Source organism: Microbulbifer maximicatervae (SeqCode) (genome assembly GCF_052467955.1).
Window position 1 is genome coordinate 4,246,492 of sequence record NZ_CP174329.1, and the last position, 16,515, is coordinate 4,263,006.

A 16,515-nucleotide genomic window follows, 5' to 3' on the forward strand; every position below is an offset into this window, starting at 1 on the left:
TAAGTCATATTTTGCGCCCTCGTTTTACCACCTTACGGTCGAATTACTATGAGCGTATTCTTAAACCGGCTAAAGCAAACCCTTTCCCTCCTTCTTCTTGGGGGGGCACTGGCTGCTACTTCCACAGCCCAAACCCGCTTCCCTCCCGACACATCGGGCCTGCTTTTTACTTTACATGGCTCCAATACTGTCGGTGCAAAGCTGGCGCCCAACCTGGTGAGCGATTACCTCGAAGCCCGTGGTGGCAGTAATCTGGAGATTATCCCTTTAGGGAAAGAAAATGAGGTTCGAGTACAGGGGGATCTCGGTGGCAAAAAAATATATGTCGATATTGCGGCACACGGTTCGAGCACCGGATTTAAAGGCCTTGAACGTTCCCAGGCCAATATCGCCATGGCTTCGCGACCAATAAAAGATACTGAGCACACAGCCCTGAGTCGCTTTGGAGATATGCGCGGCCAAAGTGCAGAACATGTTATTGCCATCGATGGCCTGGCAATTATTATTCACCCTCAAAACCCCATCAGCCAATTAACCCTGCAACAAATAGCAGCAATATTTTCCGGAAAAATTACCGACTGGTCTGAAGTGGGCGGGCAGAAAGGTCGCATCAAAGTTCTGGCGAGAGATAATCAATCCGGCACCTGGGATACGTTTAAAAGCTTGGTGCTTGGAAAAAAGCACTCCCTTATTGCCAATGCAAAACGCTTCGAATCGAATGATCAATTGTCGGACCGTGTTTCGGCAAACCCCAATAGTATTGGATTTGTCGGCTTGGCATCTATTCGACGGGCCAAGGCAGTGTCAGTATCCGATCAGAACACCCAACCACAAGCTCCAGAACATCTGACAATTGCAACTGAAGACTACCCCCTCTCCCGCCGCCTTTTTCTCTATACCGCTGCTTACGGTTTAAAACCCGCCGCCGAAGAGTTCCTGCACTTTGTACAGAGTGAGCAGGGGCAGGAGCAGGTAAAGGCCACTGGGTTTGTCGCGCAGACGCCGATCGGTGTAAAACCTGAAGCCAACCGGGAGGGCCCCAGCGAGTACCTGAAATTAACGGAAAATGCTGAGCGCCTAAGCATTAACTTCCGCTTCTCTGAAGGCAGTGCCTCTTTAGATAACAAGGCAAAACAGGATATACAGCGCCTTGTCCGCTTTATGCAAAAGCCTGAGAACAGCCACAAGCAACTGCTATTGATCGGGTTTGGCGATGAAAAAGTCAGTGAGGGGCGCTCAATCGTTTTATCAAAACTACGCGCAGTTACCGTTCGCTCCGCACTCAGGGATCACCAGATTAATACAGCACCGGTTCAGGGCTTTGGTGCCTATCTGCCGGTAGCCTCCAACAGCTCAAGCTCAAAGATAAAAAATCGCCGGGTAGAAATCTGGGTTATTTAATCCTAGCCCTTCTCCCCCGTGAGGCGACAAGGAAGTCCCTCAGCATCCTTTTTCTTTTCCTCCTCCCCTTCCCCAGTTTTTCCCTAAACAACAAGTTAAGCTTTCTCCAAAACATAAATAACGCGCATAAAAAAGCCGCGTAAGTACGCGGCTATCAATTAGTGGCTATGCCACCAGGTCTCACAGAGAGGAACGCAAAGAGCGCTCCGGGGGAAACTTCCCAACAACAAGCGCGTTACCGCTTATTTACAATGCGGCCGCCCGCAGGCGGCCACCGGGGCAATTAAGCTACAGCGTCTTCCGCTACTGCTTGTTTTTGCAGAGCCAGCTTGGGATCTACAAACTCGTAACCCAATACATCGGCTACGGCTTGGTAGGTCACCATGCCAGCGTGAACATTCAGGCCTTCCAGCAGGTTGGAATCGTCCAACAGTGCCTGCTTGGCGCCTTTGTTTGCCAGGGCTACCGCGTAAGGCAGGGTGGCATTGTTCAGGGCCATAGTAGAGGTGCGAGCTACACCGCCGGGCATGTTGGCAACACAGTAGTGAACGACACCATCAACTACGTAAGTAGGCTCTTGGTGAGTAGTCGCCTTGGAGGTCTCAAAACAACCGCCCTGGTCAATAGCAACGTCAGCTACAACTGCGCCTTTCTTCATACGGCTGATAATGTCGCGGGTCAGCAGTTTGGGGGCTGCCGCGCCAGGAATCAGAACCGCACCAACAACCAGGTCAGCTTCCAGTGCGTGCTTTTCAATAGCATCGTTAGTGGAGTACTCAGTGCGAACCGCGCCACCGAAAATATCGTCCAGCTGACGCAGACGCGGCAGGGAGCGGTCGAGGATAGTAACGTCAGCACCCATACCCAGGGCCATCTTCGCTGCGTTAGTACCAACAACACCGCCACCGATAATCAGGACTTTAGCGGGAGCTACACCGGGAACACCACCGAGCAGTACGCCGAGACCACCCTGGGCTTTTTCCAGGTGGTGAGCACCGCACTGTACAGACATACGACCGGCAACTTCAGACATAGGCGCCAGCAGGGGCAGGCCACCGAAGCGGTCGGTTACAGTTTCATAAGCGATGCAGGTAGCGCCGGATTTCACCAGCAGCTCAGTTTGTTTGGGGTCTGGAGCCAGGTGCAGGTAGGTGTACAGAACCTGCCCAGGGCGCAGCATTTCGCACTCGTGGGGCTGGGGCTCTTTTACCTTGACGATCATATCGGCAGTGGCAAAAATCTCTTCCGGAGTATCGATAATCTTGGCGCCGGCTTGAACGTACATCTCATCGGGGAAACCAATAGCGGCACCACCATCCTTCTGTACGATCACTTCGTGACCGTGGCCAACCAGTTCGCGAACACTCGACGGCGTCAGGCCAATACGATACTCGTGGTTCTTAATCTCTTTAGGGACGCCAATCAACATTTTCCTTCTCCTCGCTCTGTGCGCTCGGTACTGCCTTAATCAAATAGGAGTACCTAATTTCTATGTTTTCCCCAGTATAAGAACAGATAAGAAGTGGATATTTAGCAGATTTTTGATAAAACTAGTGGAATCCACTACACAACCTGTCGGCAAGTCTACTTTTTGACCATGTCGACCAATTCGGAGTCAGCAGTTATGCGCAAACGTGCGGGAGAGCTAAGCACTATCGACCGGAACATATTGCGTGTTCTACAAAAGAATGGACGAACCAGCTATGCAGAGCTGGCCCGACAGGTAGGTCTGACCGCGACCCCCTGCGTCGAACGGGTCAAACGCCTGGAAAGTGACAATGTTATTCAGGGCTACACCGCCCTGATCAACCCGGAGTACCTCGATGCCGCCCTGGTAGTTTTTGTGCAGATCAGGCTGAATCGATCCGCACAGGACGCCTTTGAGGAATTTCGCAACGCCGTGGCCGCCCTGCCGGAAGTGCAGGAGTGTTACCTGGTATCGGGGAATTTCGATTACCTGATCAAAGCCCGGGTGGCGGATATGAGTGCCTACCGTAAGTTCTACGGTGAAACGCTTTTGACACTGCCGGAGGTGCAGGAGTGCACCAGCTATGTGGTGATGGAAGAAGTTAAAGAGACACTGGAAGTACCGGTTCACTACAACCGATAGCAGGATAGATCGATGAGTGGCCGCAGCCACTCATCTGCATAAACCGGCAATCAGTATTGAATGCCCAGTTTCCGATAAATAAACCCGATCACCCAGGCAGGGCCGATCAACAGGAATTGTAAGTCCTTAAAGAAAGAGGGTTTCTTACCTTCGATATGGTGGCCAATAAATTGGAACACCCACATGATGACGAACAGGGCCAGTGCCGTCTGCCAGATAGGCACCCCCAGCCGCTCCAATACCGACCAAGCCCACAAACACAGAACCGTTAATCCCGTCATTCCCAGGGCAATGGGAAACGACATCGCGAAATAAAACAGAAGAATCGGGATTGTCACCACGACAGCCCAGTTCAGCCAGGGAATTGTCGCCATAAATTCCGGCTGCGGAACTGCCCACAAAAGTCCGGCCACAGTTGCATAAATTACGGGAACAGCAATCCAATGAATGGATTTGTTGATCGGATTCTGATGACTCTCACCATACTCGGAAAACCACTGCTGGGCACTGCGCATGACAATCTCCTCATTCTTATATTGTTATTGTCAGAGCAATAATAATCCCCAACCCATGGATATCAATCAATGGCCGAAAATACCACGAGGCCTACAAAACGTGGCTTTTAGCGCCTAACGTAGGCATCCAACTGGGATAGATAGAGATCCGCCATCGATTTATCGAAACAACAGAATACAACCTGCTGCGGCGCCCCCTCCTTCTCCTGAAATTGCTGCACCTGCTCTACAGCCACCTCTACGGCCAGCTCCGGGGGGTAGTCGTAAACGCCACAACTGATCGCCGGAAAAGCAATCGAGCGCATATTTTCGCGCCGAGCCAATGCCAGGCAGTGCCGATAACAGCTGGAGAGCAGCTCGGGCTCACCCAAACTGCCGCCGCGCCAAACAGGCCCAACCGTGTGGTAGATACGTTTTACGGGAATGGAATAAGCGCCAGTGGCGCGCACTTCACCAACAGGACAACCGCCCAAACTGCGGCAGGCCTCCAGTAGATTGGGCCCCGCTGCGCGGTGTATGGCCCCATCGACACCACCGCCTCCCAAGAGACGGCTGTTGGCAGCATTGACGATTACATCGACGTGCAATCGAGTGATATCACCGAGATGAACTTTGATCACTCAGCATCTCCAACCGCTATTTGAATAATTGCTGCGGATGGAAATCCATTTCACTTCACAACAGTCGCACCTTTGCCAGAGATGCGTCCCTAGCGCGGCTGGTCTGTCTCGGCCCGAGCAAGTCGCTCGGGCTCAAGTCCTGCCCTGCCCCCTCAACCAAGCAACTTGCGGTGCTGTGAGGCAACGGCTTCCGGGCACTTCGTCAGCGCGCTCACTAACACGATAGCAGCTGAAGAGAAAACAAAACCCGGCAACAGCTCATAAACATCAAAAATGCCACCGGAGAGTTGCTCCCACACCACAACGGTGAGGCCGCCAACGATAACACCGGCAATAGCGCCACTACCGGTCATACGGGACCAGTAGAGACTGATCAACAACGCCGGGCCAAAGGCAGCGCCCAGACCAGCCCAGGCGTAACTCACCACATCCAGAACCTTGGAATCCGGGTCCATCGCAATCCACACAGCCACCAGTGATAAAGCAACCACCGCCCAGCGCCCCACTTTCACCATGGCTTCCGGAGTGGTCTCACGACCAAACCAAACGTGGTAAATATCCTCCGCCAGCGCAGCCGAGGACACCAACAGCTGGGAGTCTGCCGTACTCATAATGGCAGATAAAATCGCCGCCAAAAGAACACCGGCAACTAGCGGATGGAACAGCACCTGTACCATTTCCATAAATACAGTTTCGCCATCTGGCAGGCTCTGCTGGATTTCCAGGTGTGCAAACAAACCTACCGCCATTGCGCCCAAGAAGCCCGCCAGAGACCAAACCGCCGCCACTGTCGCCGCAACCGGAATATCGTTAGGGCTGCGCACCGCCATAAATCGCGCCAAAATATGCGGCTGGCCGAAGTAGCCCAGTCCCCACGCAAGAGAACTGAGTATCGCCACAAGACTTAATGTTTGCCCGGTGTTATCTGTCATCCAGTGGGTCAGCTGTGGCATCTCCGTTTGCAGGCGAGTCCAGCTGGCAGAAAAACCACCCTGGTCAGAAATAACAACGAGGGGCACCGCAATCAACGCCGCACTCATCAGCAGTCCCTGGAACACATCAGTCCAGGACACCGCCAAAAACCCGCCAAACAGGGTGTAAGAAATAACGGCAACCGCACCGATAATCACCGCCCAGCGATAATCCCAGCCAAACACCGTTTCAAACAATTTGCCGCCGGCAATCAGGCCGGAAGCCACATAGAAAAGGAAAAATAACAGAATGAATATCGCGCAGACGGTGCGCAGATAGGGGTGCCCCATCTTAAACCGACGATCCAGATAGGCTGGCACCGTCAGGGAGTCGTCCAGCTCATAGGTGTAGATGCGCAGGCGCCGGCCCATTGTCACCCAGCTCAGAACGATGCCAGAGAAAAGGCCAATTGCGATCCAACCGGCGGAGAGCCCCGCTGCATAGGCCGCGCCAGGCAACCCCAGAAGCAGCCAGCCACTCATATCCGAGGCTCCGGCAGACAGGGCCGCCACAGCCGGCGGCAGGGAACGGCCGCCGAGGAAATAGTCGCTGGCATTTTTTGTACGCATGTAGGCGTAAATACCGATAACAACAATCAACGCCAAATAGGCGACAAAAGTAAGGGCGATCAGCCACTCGGCGGCCATAAGGGATTCCTTCTGATCAAAGTGGGGTGGTACTTGGCGCGGGAATAGTCTGCGTTTTCCTGCTCAATTTTTCAGCGCATTGAGCTATGGAAAGAGCACCACCTAAAAATTGTTATGTTTATTGCGCGTAAATCTACCCATAAGGTGGCGCCGACTCAATCAGCAAACTACATATATGTTGGATACAACTACAGAAAAAAAGACAACACTATGGGCATTTGTCTGGACGAGCTCCGACTCCAGGTTATCCGTCCAACCCTCAAGCACTTGAGAGCCTGGAGCCAGGGCATGGAGAATCTCCTTCTGGGAACCGCCGCCCAGGAGTCGCAATTGGGCTTCCACCTCAAACAGGGACGGCGCCACGGGCTGGGTATTTACCAAATCCAGCCCCACACCCACCGGGAAATCTGGGATCAATACCTGATCGATCACCCAAGCCTCGCCTCAAAAGTGCGAGGGCTGGCGAGCCAGCGGGATTTTCTCGATCACCCCCACAGCGAACTGACCACCAACCTGCGCTATGCCACAGCCATCGCCTGGCTGATTTACAGGTCGGCCGAGGTGCACAAGATCCAGGACGAGGAAACCTCAGACGTGGCCAATATGGCGCGCCTCTGGCATCAGCACTTTCACCACGGGCCCAGTGCCAGTCCCCGGGACTTTGAATGCAGCTACGCGCAACTGGTCAGCGGTGCAGATCCTACAGATTCAGCGCCTCGATATACTGGGGCTCCACTTCCTGAGCATCCTCAGGCTCCCAAGAATTCACCTGGCGCTGGATTGAATGGTCAGGACGCTCGACAGCCGACGGCGTAGAGCGATCCAGTTCCAGACTCTCAAAATCGTAGAGGTCCCTGTCCGCCAATTGTGACGGGGACACCCGGGTAATCGCGGCGAAAATATTCTCGCTGCGGCCCGGGAATTTCTTATCCCACTCCCGCACCATCTGCTTGATCGCCTGGCGCTGAAGGTTCTCCTGGCTGCCGCACAGGTTGCAGGGAATAATCGGGAACTGCTTGTACTCGGCGTACTGGGCGATGTCCTCTTCGCGGCAATAGGCGAGCGGACGAATTACGATATTGCGGCCATCGTCGGCGCGCAGTTTGGGCGGCATCGCTTTGAGGCGACCACCGTAAAACATATTCAGGAACAGGGTCTCGACGATATCGTCTTTGTGATGGCCCAATGCCACCTTGGTGGCGCCAATTTCTTCAGCAAAGCCATACAGGGTGCCACGGCGCAGACGGGAACAGAGCCCGCAAGTGGTCTTGCCCTCGGGCACCACTTCCTTCACTACCGAGTAGGTATCCTTCTCGACAATATGGTGGGGAACACCCAGGGACTGCAGGTATTCCGGCAGGATATGCTCGGGGAAACCCGGCTGCTTCTGGTCCATATTGACCGCCACCAGTTCAAAGTTAACCGGCGCTGTCCTCTGCAAATTCAGCAGCACATCCAGCATGGCGTAGGAATCCTTACCGCCGGACAAACAGACCATAATCTTGTCGCCCTCTTCAATCATGTTGAAGTCGGCGATGGCGCGGCCCACATGGCGGCGCAGGCGCTTTTGCAGCTTATTAAACTCGAGCCGCTCGCGGCGGTTTTCCAATTCGGGCATGGTGTCTCTCTAACTCATTCGCGACCAGTGACCGGGCCCAGAGTACCGGCACAAAACCTTAAACTTTGGGACCAGAGCCAGGCTTTCCTGTTCCTGGGGGCGCGATTGTACGCATTTCGATCACGGAGTACACGACTCACCAGCCGCCGTCTCCCCCAACAGGGACTTCACGCAAGGCCAGACATGATCCAGCAGGGCCGGCTGCGCCTTGGCGGTGGGGTGGATACCGTCGGATTGCATAGCGCCCTGCTCCAGGGCCACGGTTTCCAACAGGAAAGGCACCAGGGCGACTTCTTCGGCCTTGGCCACTTTGGGGAATACAGCGGCAAAAGCCTCGGTGTAAGCGCGACCGTAGTTGGGCGGGATACGCATCCCCAACAGCAGAACCTCCGCCCCGGAATCCTTAGCCAGCTTGACCATCTGCTGCAAATTGCGCTGCAAACTCTGGGGTGGGTAGCCGCGCAAACCGTCGTTACCCCCCAACTCGACTATCAGCCACTGGGGATTGTGCTCTTCCATCAAGCGCGGCAGCCGGGTCAGGCCGCCTGCGGAGGTCTCCCCACTGATACTGGCATTGACGACCTTCACCGGGCGCCCCTTCTCCTGCAAGCGCTCTTGCAACAGATTGACCCAGCCCAGCTCCTCATCGATACCGTAGGCCGCACTTATGCTATCCCCTAATACGAGCAGAGTGCCGGGCTTGTTGGCACTCAGTGCCAGATTGGGGACCGACAGCATCAGCACCAAGCCGAACCGAGTCAGTAACTGCCGAAAAAAGGCTGTTGTCATGTCATACTCTCCAAAAATCTCGCGTATCCGCAAAGGGAATACAGTATGTCCGCCATTCTCACGGCAGAAAACCTCTATCACAGGGTCTCCACCAGCGAAGGGCCACTGACCCTATTAAACAATATCTCCCTGAAAGTCGCCCGCGGCGAGAGCCTCGCTGTGACAGGGGCCTCAGGTTCCGGCAAGTCCACCCTGCTCGGCCTGCTGGCAGGATTGGACAAACCCACCGAGGGCAAGATCTGGCTGGCGGGGGACGAGATCACCGCCATGGACGAAGAGCAGCGCGCCGCGGTGCGCGCCCGCAGCGTGGGCTTTGTATTCCAGACGTTCCAACTGCTGCCCGGCCTCACCGCCCTGGAAAATGTGATGCTGCCGAGCGAATTGCGCGGTGAGCGGGGCGCCGCCAAGCGGGCGGAAGAGTTTCTCGCCCGGGTGGGCCTGGAACAGCGACTGCGCCACTACCCGCGCCAGCTATCCGGCGGTGAGCAACAGCGGGTGGCCATTGCCCGGGCCTTTGCCAGCTTTAGCAGCAAAGATGCCATCCTCTTTGCCGACGAACCCACCGGCAGCCTCGACGCCGGCAACGGTGCCAAAATTATCGACCTGCTGTTTAAACTGAACGAAGAATCTGACACCACCCTGGTGCTGGTGACTCACGAACAGCGACTGGCAGAGCGCTGTGCCTCCCACCTGCATATGTCGGCAGGCGCCGTAGATACCTACGCTCCGCTTATCGACGGAGACAACCTGTCGGAGGTGTCCGCCTGATGCTGCCACTCAGACTGCTGTTCAGGGACTGGCGCGGTGGCGAGTTGGCACTGATTGCCTCGGCCCTGGTTTTGGCTGTTACCTGTGTCACTGCGATCGCCCATTTCACCGACCGCCTTACCCGGGCCATGGAGCAGCAATCCCTCACCTTCCTGGCCGCAGAGCGGGTGCTGCGCAGCAGCAAACCCGTGGATAGCGCATGGCTGGAGGAAGCCGACAAAAAGGGATTGGAACAGGGCCAGATAGTCCAGTTTTCATCCATGATCTCCGCCAACGACCAGTTCCAGTTTGTCTCGGTCAAAGCCGTCGACAAAGGCTATCCATTGGTGGGACAACTGGAAATCAGCAAGTCCCCGGAAGGCCCAAGGGAAATTGCACCGCAAGGACCTCCCCCGGGAGAAGCCTGGGTGGAGTCCCGCCTTCTGCCATTGATGGGAATCCAGCTCGGTGATCCTATCGCCCTCGGCGACACCCAATTGAAAGTGACAGCCATACTGGAGCGGGAACCCGACCGGGGTACCAGCCTGTTTGATATGGGTGCGCGACTGCTAGCCAATACCGCCGACCTGCCCGCCGCAGGTGTGATCCAGCCCGGCAGCCGAGTGCGCTACCGCTACCTGTTTGCCGGCGATGACCAAGTCCTGAAAGATTACTTTGACTGGCTCAAACCTCAACTGACTGAACACCAGCGGATTCTGGACCTGCGCGAAGGCCAGCCCCGGGTTGCCTCTGCTCTGGATAGAGCCGAGTCATTCCTGTTTCTCGCCGCCAGCCTGGCCGTACTGCTCGCCAGCGTCGCCGTTGGCCTAGCAGCCAGACGCTACGGACTCCGCCACGGCGCCTACGTAGCCGTAATGAAAAGCCTCGGTGCCGGGCGCAACAAAATTCTCGGTATCTACCTGGGGCAGCTGGCCGCCCTCACCCTGATTGCCACTGCTATCGGGCTGGCACTGGGCACCTTTATCCAGAGCCAGGCGGTCAACCTGATGGAAGGGTTCTTCCCGGTTCAGCCCCCGGCCACCAGCTGGAGCCCACTGCTGATTGGACTCGCCACCGGCCTCGCCTGTGCCCTGGGCTTCGCCCTGCCGCCGCTTTTCCGTTTGGCGCGCACAGATCCGATGCAAACCCTGAGGCACGACTGGAGCAATCCGGATAGACGCGAATGGCTCGGGCTGATTCTCGGCCCCAGCGCCATGCTGCTTCTAATCTGGTGGCTGTCCGGCAGCCTGCTCATGACGCTCGCCCTGTTTGTCGGCATGCTCCTGTTGGTAGCCGGCAGCGCCCTGGTCAACCGCCTCTTGGTGCGCGGCAAGCTGGCCTCCCTGGGCGGCGCCTGGCGTATTGCCCTGGGCAGCCTGCAACGCCGCGCCGCGTTCAACACTCTATTGATTGCCGCTTTTGGCACCGGATTATTGGCCATGCTGGCCATGGTCTTTGCCCGCACCGCCCTGGTAGACGAATGGCGAATGCAATTACCGGAAAAAGCCCCCAACCACTTTCTCCTGAATATCGCCCCCCACGATGTTCCAACCATGGAAAATATGCTGGCAGAGGGCGAGGTAAGCAGCACCGAGTTTTACCCCATGGTGCGCGGCCGTTTAGTGGCGATTAACGGCGTCTCGATAAAAGAGAAAAAAGATCGCCCCGGTGGCGTTCGCCGGGAGTTAAACCTTAGCTACACCGATACCCTGGCGCCGGACAACCGCATCCTGGAAGGCGAGTGGTGGGACAAGGCCAGCGAAGGTGTTTCCGTAGAAGTGGAGCTGGCAGCCCAGCTGGACCTATCACTGGGAGATCAGTTGCGCTTTTCCATCGGCGGACTGGAAGTAGAAGCCCCGGTAGCCAGCTTCCGCTCGCTGGACTGGAACAGCATGCGCCCCAACTTCTATATGATATTTGCACCGGGCACTATCGATGATTTCCCGGCTACCTATATCACCAGTTTTTACCTCCCACCGGAGGACAAGCTACTGGTCAACGACCTGGTTCGCGCCTTCCCCAGCGTCAGCGTGATAGAGCTGGATAAGATCATCCAGCGTATCCGCGACACCATTAACCAGGTGTCCTTTGCTATCGAATCGGTGATGGCCCTGATGCTGGTTGCCGGGGTTCTGGTATTAATCGCCGGGGTCCGCGCCAGTATCGCCGAGCGATTGCAGGAAGCGGCAATTATCCGCACACTGGGAGGCCGCAGGCGCTTGTTGCTGAGAAGCCTGATACTGGAATTTGGCCTACTGGGTTTTGCCGCCGGTTTGCTCGCGGCTATCGGTGCTGAAGCCACCTTGGCGGTGCTGTCTTATTGGGTCTTTGAACTGCCGGTGATATTACACCCAGTCCTTTGGCTAACCGGACCACTCACCGGTGCAGTACTGGTTGGCACCGCCGGTACCCTGGCCTGTTACAGCTCGATCAGCCAGCCCCCGCTCAGAGTACTGCGCGAACTGGCCTAACTGATGAATGTCGGCTCTTGAGAATAAAGATGTAGTTTTTATGGACCTGGATTTCGATCGCAAACATATTTGGCATCCCTACTCCTCCCTGATCGACCCGCCCCCGGTATATCCGGTAGCGCGGGCCGAGGGGGTAAGACTTTATCTGGAAGACGGGCGCGGCCTGATCGACGGTATGTCCTCCTGGTGGAGTGCCCTGCACGGATACAATGTGCCCGAGCTAAACCAGGCCATGCGCAATCAGATGGACAAAATGTCCCACGTGATGTTCGGGGGTTTAACTCACGAGCCAGCAATCGAGCTGTGCAAGAAATTAGTGGAAATCACTCCACCCGGCCTCAACCAGGTATTTCTGGCTGACTCCGGTTCAGTGTCTGTGGAAGTGGCTATCAAGATGGCCATTCAATACTGGCACTCCCAGGGAAAACCACAGAAGAGCAAACTGCTTGCCCTGCGCAACGGTTACCACGGCGATACATTCGGAGCCATGGCCACCTGTGACCCGGTCACCGGAATGCATCACCTGTTTGCAGGGCAACTGAGCCAGCACCTGTTCGCCCCCGCTCCGCAGGTTCCCTTTGGCAACACCTGTAGTGACAGTGATATCGCCGAACTGCGCCAGCAAGTGGAAGCAAACCGCGATCAACTGGCAGCGATTATTTTAGAGCCGATCGTCCAGGGCGCTGGCGGCATGCGTTTTTATTCTGCCGATTATTTGCGCCGTGTACGCGAGCTCTGTGACGAGCACGATCTGCTATTAATCGCCGATGAAATCGCCACCGGCTTTGGCCGCAGCGGCAAGTTATTTGCCTGTGAACACGCCGATATCACCCCGGATATCCTCACACTGGGCAAAGCCCTCACCGGCGGCACCATGACCCTAGCCGCCACCCTTTGTACCGATAAAGTAGCTGAAGGTATTTGCCGAGGCGAAGCCGGTGTCTTTATGCACGGCCCCACTTTTATGGGTAACCCCCTGGCTTGTGCCGTCGCCGATGCCAGTATTCAACTGCTACTCAGCGGACCCTGGCAGGAGCGAGTAACCGCAATCGAGCAGCAGCTGACCGAACAGCTAGCCCCATTAAAATCCGCACCGGGTGTCGCCGATGTTCGAGCCCTAGGAGCAATTGGCGTGGTGGAAATGCGCGAGCCGGTAAATACGGCCAAAGTGCAGGAAGCCCTAATCGAACGCGGAGTTTGGCTGCGCCCCTTCGGCAAACTGGTCTACGCCATGCCGCCCTATGTGATTTCGAAAGAAGACCTCAGCCAATTAACTTCGGCGATGGTTGATGTACTGGGAGAGATTTCCTAGCCTCCGTACCAATTAATTTGTGAAGCCGGTCTCAATAATCCCGAACTAACCGACTCATCCTATAAATAACCTTCTCTTTGCTACCGCGAAGAGAGGGTTAACAGATCAAACTCCAAATCACGGGGGCGCCTCCTCCTGGCTAAAAACCTCCGTTGCCCCCTCCCCTGCGCATTCTTTCCAGATTCAATTTTCTTATTCCTTACAAATTTCGATCAGCTTGATCGCAATTTTTGCGACAAATGTTTTGAGCACCTAAAAATTCCTGTATCATGAATGTTAATGATAGTTATCCTCATTTACGATAGCGATCAAAGTGGTCAAAATGATCACTGATAAATGTTAGGCATTCACCTCGCCCGATCAATGCCTTATCAACCCTTAAAGTTTGGGCGTTAGAGAGGAAAGATGAGAACTTTAATTGCATTACTTTTTGCTGTTACTTTTGCTACCACTGCTCAAGCTAGCCCTGCATCAGGCGAAAAGCCCATCCAGCATCTCAAAGTAGCGGACGTTACTTCTATGAAGGATGCCAAGAAGATTTTCATTGAGAAAACAGCAGAAATTAAAAGCAAGCAAAAGCTGAATCCTGCTGAACTTCACCAGATTCATGTCATCACCTACACCCTCGAAAAAAGTGTTGAGTATTTCGCTGAGAACCTGAAAGGCGAAAGACAGAAGCTGGCAAAAGACATCGCCGTTGTTGTGGAGAACATCCACATTAATTCCGAAAACAACCGCCCAGAAAAAACCCGCAAGGATCTGAATCACTACTTTAAATTAGCAGAAAAGTTTGAAGCTGGATTTAAGCATAAACATCACTAATACAGATCACTTCCGAGCTTAACCTGTCTCTATCCGCAGCGAAAGGCTCGACTGAAAGCGCTAACTAACAGTAGTTAGCGCTTTCATAGCAACACCACCCCGCCACAATCTCGATCAACTTCTCAACGATTCCCACTGACCAGATTTCCTTCCTGTCTGATCCGCACATAAATCTCCTCGCGGTGTACTGGCAGGGATTTTGGAGCAATTATTCCTATCTTTACCTGATTGCCCTTAACTTCTAATACTGTGATTGAGACATTCGCTCCAATCCATAAGTTTTCGCCTGTACGGCGCTTTAAAATCAACATATTGGTTTCCTACTGATACTCAAACCATAGGTAGACCTTCCACAAAAGGAAAGCTTGAATAGAAATGTTTTGAGTAACTACGAGGAGGTGCGCGAGAACGGTAGGCATAGAAAAAGAAAAGGCAGACGCAACGCCCCCAGGGCCTGGGGAAACTCTCCAAGCCGCTGATTGTGCTCCACTTTATTGAAGACGAGCGGGTTTCTAGCGTACTATGCATATAGCCATCTTGATAGGACTGTTATCAATTTGGTTAGCTGGCCCCAGGTGTTCCAGCACCTTGGGTCAGCGCCTTTTACTGTTTCTTACTTCACGCTACCGTTCTCCTTTTAAGGGGTGGTCTTTAGAAAATTCTTGGGTTCTTGATTCTCTCGAGACTCTTGAACCGAGCGGCTTTGGTTGTTGCCTTTAGATAGCTTCTTAACCGCAGCCAAACTACCAATAAATATCTATCGATTTTACGTGGCTTTGACACTAAAACAATCCTAATAAAATCTAATAAGATTATTTTTGTGCCTATATTTTTGATTATTCACACTTAGAAAAAATTCAGTCACACATAAAAGTGACGACTTAAATTAGTACTCTCAACTGCTTTTCACGTCAGAACTCAAAAAATAATAGCTATATTGCTACTTGAAATACCTCCTCCATAGTAATAGAACAGATCTCTCGATTGCCTAAATATCTAGCAGACTTTTAACATCTTGCTATGGAATTAGGGTAGGCATTCTATCGGGAGTGATGGTGTTCTTTTACCCCATCATTAAGATCGAAACCTTCTGTTACGACAAACCTTATTTAAAAGGGTTGCACCAGAATATCCTACAAGCGCTCTGATTTGATAGATAGTCTTAGGTAAATATCACCCATAACGGTTGAGCTTGCTGCTTTTATATACACTTTGTTACTTTTATGTACTGGCAATATCGATAAATAAGAGCAGCCGCAACATATCCACTAGAGTAATTTTCCACTGATGCTAGCTAACATACTGATTTATTTTTTTCTAGCTAGAGGGGTTTTCTACTCATGGAATATATTGACTGGTAATATAATACAGCTGACTTCAAATACACGGTTAAGTTTAATGTGGATAAAGCAGAGGAATTAGAGCTAGACGCGTAGTCCGCGGAGCAGGGTCACTGGATACAAGCCAATCAACCAAGCCTATGGCGAAGAAGAGAGGTGGGCATCATGACAGGTAAAGTTGAAAAAACAGTGAAAAATACAGCAACGCAAATACGAGGTTTCTTCACCTTGGACACCGCCCTGATATTAGTAGGATAGATAGCTTTTGCCATCGGCATTTATGTACTTGAGGACCCTTTGTGGAAATTAATCATTCTGGCTGTATCCAGGGCCCTGCCTTAAGTCCTTTGTACGAAAATTTAACAACCGCAGGCACAGGGACAAAATTTCCTGTGCGCTCCAATTTTGCCCGTATTACGGAGCGTTAAGCGATAGGGAGATTGAGTGAACCTACATAATATACAGCCAGTGTTAGCAAGAATGGCTGAAAACAAACCAATAACAGATTTGCGCAGTCATACATATATATCAACTTATCCAGATATTCTTAGCTATGCGAATAGTGCCACACCAATAGGACCTACTGAATTCAGACGTTTGTCTTTAATGGTGTATGGGTGGATGCCGAGGGTATTGCGTTTAGACCCTGCAAGTTTTACAAATGCAGTCGCCGCAGCAAATTGTGCATCAAATGCTACTCAGCATGACTATCAAAGTATTAATATACAGGCAATTGCGAGTTGCATGCGATCTTTAGTTGGAGCTTCGAAGCTGTTGCATTTCATTAATCCTAATATCTATGCGATATGGGATAGCAAAATTCAGTCTTTCCGAGGGCTTCAAAATAGTGATAACTCGATGAATAAGATAGATAATTATCTAGGCTATTTAGATGATGTACATCAGATCGCATCGGATAGCTCGTTTCCAGCTTATTTCAAAAAATATAATCAACTTCATCTTGCCCGGCTAAGTGCAAGTGGGATTGAGAAATACGAGGTTGGACCGCTTAGATCAATAGAAGGAGCGGCTTTTGAACTCGCTTAAAAAGGCGATAAATTTCGCTCCGGGCTAAAGCCCTCTGCCGGACAGACAGCGCACGGCCTGTCGATTATCGCGGTGCTAAGTAATCAAGTTGACATTAATGTTAA

At 53.0% G+C, this 16,515-nt stretch carries 15 protein-coding genes; 8 read left to right on the forward strand and 7 right to left on the reverse strand.

What is annotated here, in order from left to right; genetic code table 11:
* The first annotated feature begins 48 nt into the window (after window positions 1–48).
* Window positions 49–1,401 carry a phosphate ABC transporter substrate-binding/OmpA family protein gene (locus ACJJI5_RS18255; protein ID WP_445354861.1) on the forward strand — a complete coding sequence of 451 codons (1,353 nt, stop codon included), beginning with the start codon at window positions 49–51 and terminating at the stop codon, window positions 1,399–1,401.
* A gap of 283 nt (window positions 1,402–1,684) precedes the next feature.
* On the opposite strand, the gene ald is transcribed toward ACJJI5_RS18255, so the two are convergent.
* The gene (ald, locus tag ACJJI5_RS18260) at window positions 1,685–2,830 is read right to left on the reverse strand and encodes an alanine dehydrogenase (protein WP_282931671.1); all 1,146 of its coding nucleotides are present in this window, start codon (window positions 2,828–2,830) and stop codon (window positions 1,685–1,687) included.
* Window positions 2,831–3,025: 195 nt separating this feature from the next.
* Between ald and ACJJI5_RS18265 the strand changes: the two genes are divergently transcribed.
* Window positions 3,026–3,511, forward strand: a complete 486-nt coding sequence (locus ACJJI5_RS18265) for an Lrp/AsnC ligand binding domain-containing protein (protein ID WP_282931670.1) — start codon at window positions 3,026–3,028, stop codon at window positions 3,509–3,511.
* A gap of 50 nt (window positions 3,512–3,561) precedes the next feature.
* On the opposite strand, the gene ACJJI5_RS18270 is transcribed toward ACJJI5_RS18265, so the two are convergent.
* The 3 genes from ACJJI5_RS18270 to putP all read right to left on the reverse strand — a co-directional run bounded on the left by ACJJI5_RS18270 (window position 3,562) and on the right by putP (window position 6,265).
* Window positions 3,562–4,026, reverse strand: a complete 465-nt coding sequence (locus ACJJI5_RS18270) for an Mpo1 family 2-hydroxy fatty acid dioxygenase (protein ID WP_108732210.1) — start codon at window positions 4,024–4,026, stop codon at window positions 3,562–3,564.
* Between the two features lie 107 nt (window positions 4,027–4,133).
* Entirely contained in the window at window positions 4,134–4,646 is a 513-nt protein-coding gene (locus ACJJI5_RS18275; RefSeq protein ID WP_413664781.1) for an O-acetyl-ADP-ribose deacetylase, read from the reverse strand.
* Window positions 4,647–4,798: 152 nt separating this feature from the next.
* Window positions 4,799–6,265, reverse strand: coding sequence for a sodium/proline symporter PutP (gene putP / locus ACJJI5_RS18280; RefSeq protein ID WP_282931667.1), 1,467 nt, complete (start codon window positions 6,263–6,265; stop codon window positions 4,799–4,801).
* A gap of 288 nt (window positions 6,266–6,553) precedes the next feature.
* Here putP and ACJJI5_RS18285 point away from each other — a divergent pair, with 288 nt between their 5' ends.
* Window positions 6,554–7,081, forward strand: a complete 528-nt coding sequence (locus tag ACJJI5_RS18285; protein ID WP_445354862.1) for a hypothetical protein — start codon at window positions 6,554–6,556, stop codon at window positions 7,079–7,081.
* Here ACJJI5_RS18285 and ttcA read toward each other — a convergent pair.
* Window positions 6,966–7,883: a tRNA 2-thiocytidine(32) synthetase TtcA gene (ttcA, locus tag ACJJI5_RS18290; RefSeq protein WP_444912358.1), complete on the reverse strand. Its 918-nt coding sequence runs from the start codon at window positions 7,881–7,883 to the stop codon at window positions 6,966–6,968. The two genes, ACJJI5_RS18285 and ttcA, sit on opposite strands and share 116 nt — an antisense overlap.
* 120 nt (window positions 7,884–8,003) lie before the next feature.
* Entirely contained in the window at window positions 8,004–8,672 is a 669-nt protein-coding gene (locus tag ACJJI5_RS18295) for an arylesterase (RefSeq protein WP_445354863.1), read from the reverse strand.
* Between the two features lie 45 nt (window positions 8,673–8,717).
* On the opposite strand from ACJJI5_RS18295, the gene ACJJI5_RS18300 reads away from it, so the two are divergent.
* The 4 genes from ACJJI5_RS18300 (at window position 8,718) to ACJJI5_RS18315 (ending at window position 14,024) form a co-directional block, all read left to right on the forward strand.
* Window positions 8,718–9,440 carry an ABC transporter ATP-binding protein gene (locus tag ACJJI5_RS18300; protein ID WP_445354864.1) on the forward strand — a complete coding sequence of 241 codons (723 nt, stop codon included), beginning with the start codon at window positions 8,718–8,720 and terminating at the stop codon, window positions 9,438–9,440.
* Window positions 9,440–11,890: an ABC transporter permease gene (locus tag ACJJI5_RS18305; protein ID WP_445354865.1), complete on the forward strand. Its 2,451-nt coding sequence runs from the start codon at window positions 9,440–9,442 to the stop codon at window positions 11,888–11,890. Before ACJJI5_RS18300 ends, ACJJI5_RS18305 begins: the two co-directional genes overlap by 1 nt.
* Before the next feature lie 7 nt (window positions 11,891–11,897).
* Window positions 11,898–13,202: an adenosylmethionine--8-amino-7-oxononanoate transaminase gene (bioA, locus tag ACJJI5_RS18310; RefSeq protein ID WP_445354866.1), complete on the forward strand. Its 1,305-nt coding sequence runs from the start codon at window positions 11,898–11,900 to the stop codon at window positions 13,200–13,202.
* Window positions 13,203–13,607: 405 nt separating this feature from the next.
* Entirely contained in the window at window positions 13,608–14,024 is a 417-nt protein-coding gene (locus ACJJI5_RS18315; RefSeq protein WP_445354867.1) for a DUF6746 family protein, read from the forward strand.
* Window positions 14,025–14,146: 122 nt separating this feature from the next.
* On the opposite strand, the gene csrA is transcribed toward ACJJI5_RS18315, so the two are convergent.
* The gene (gene csrA / locus ACJJI5_RS18320; protein ID WP_444894824.1) at window positions 14,147–14,335 is read right to left on the reverse strand and encodes a carbon storage regulator CsrA; all 189 of its coding nucleotides are present in this window, start codon (window positions 14,333–14,335) and stop codon (window positions 14,147–14,149) included.
* A gap of 1,473 nt (window positions 14,336–15,808) precedes the next feature.
* Here csrA and ACJJI5_RS18325 point away from each other — a divergent pair.
* Complete coding sequence (locus tag ACJJI5_RS18325) at window positions 15,809–16,411, forward strand: hypothetical protein (RefSeq protein ID WP_445354868.1); 603 nt, start codon at window positions 15,809–15,811, stop codon at window positions 16,409–16,411.
* The last annotated feature ends 104 nt before the right edge of the window (window positions 16,412–16,515 follow it).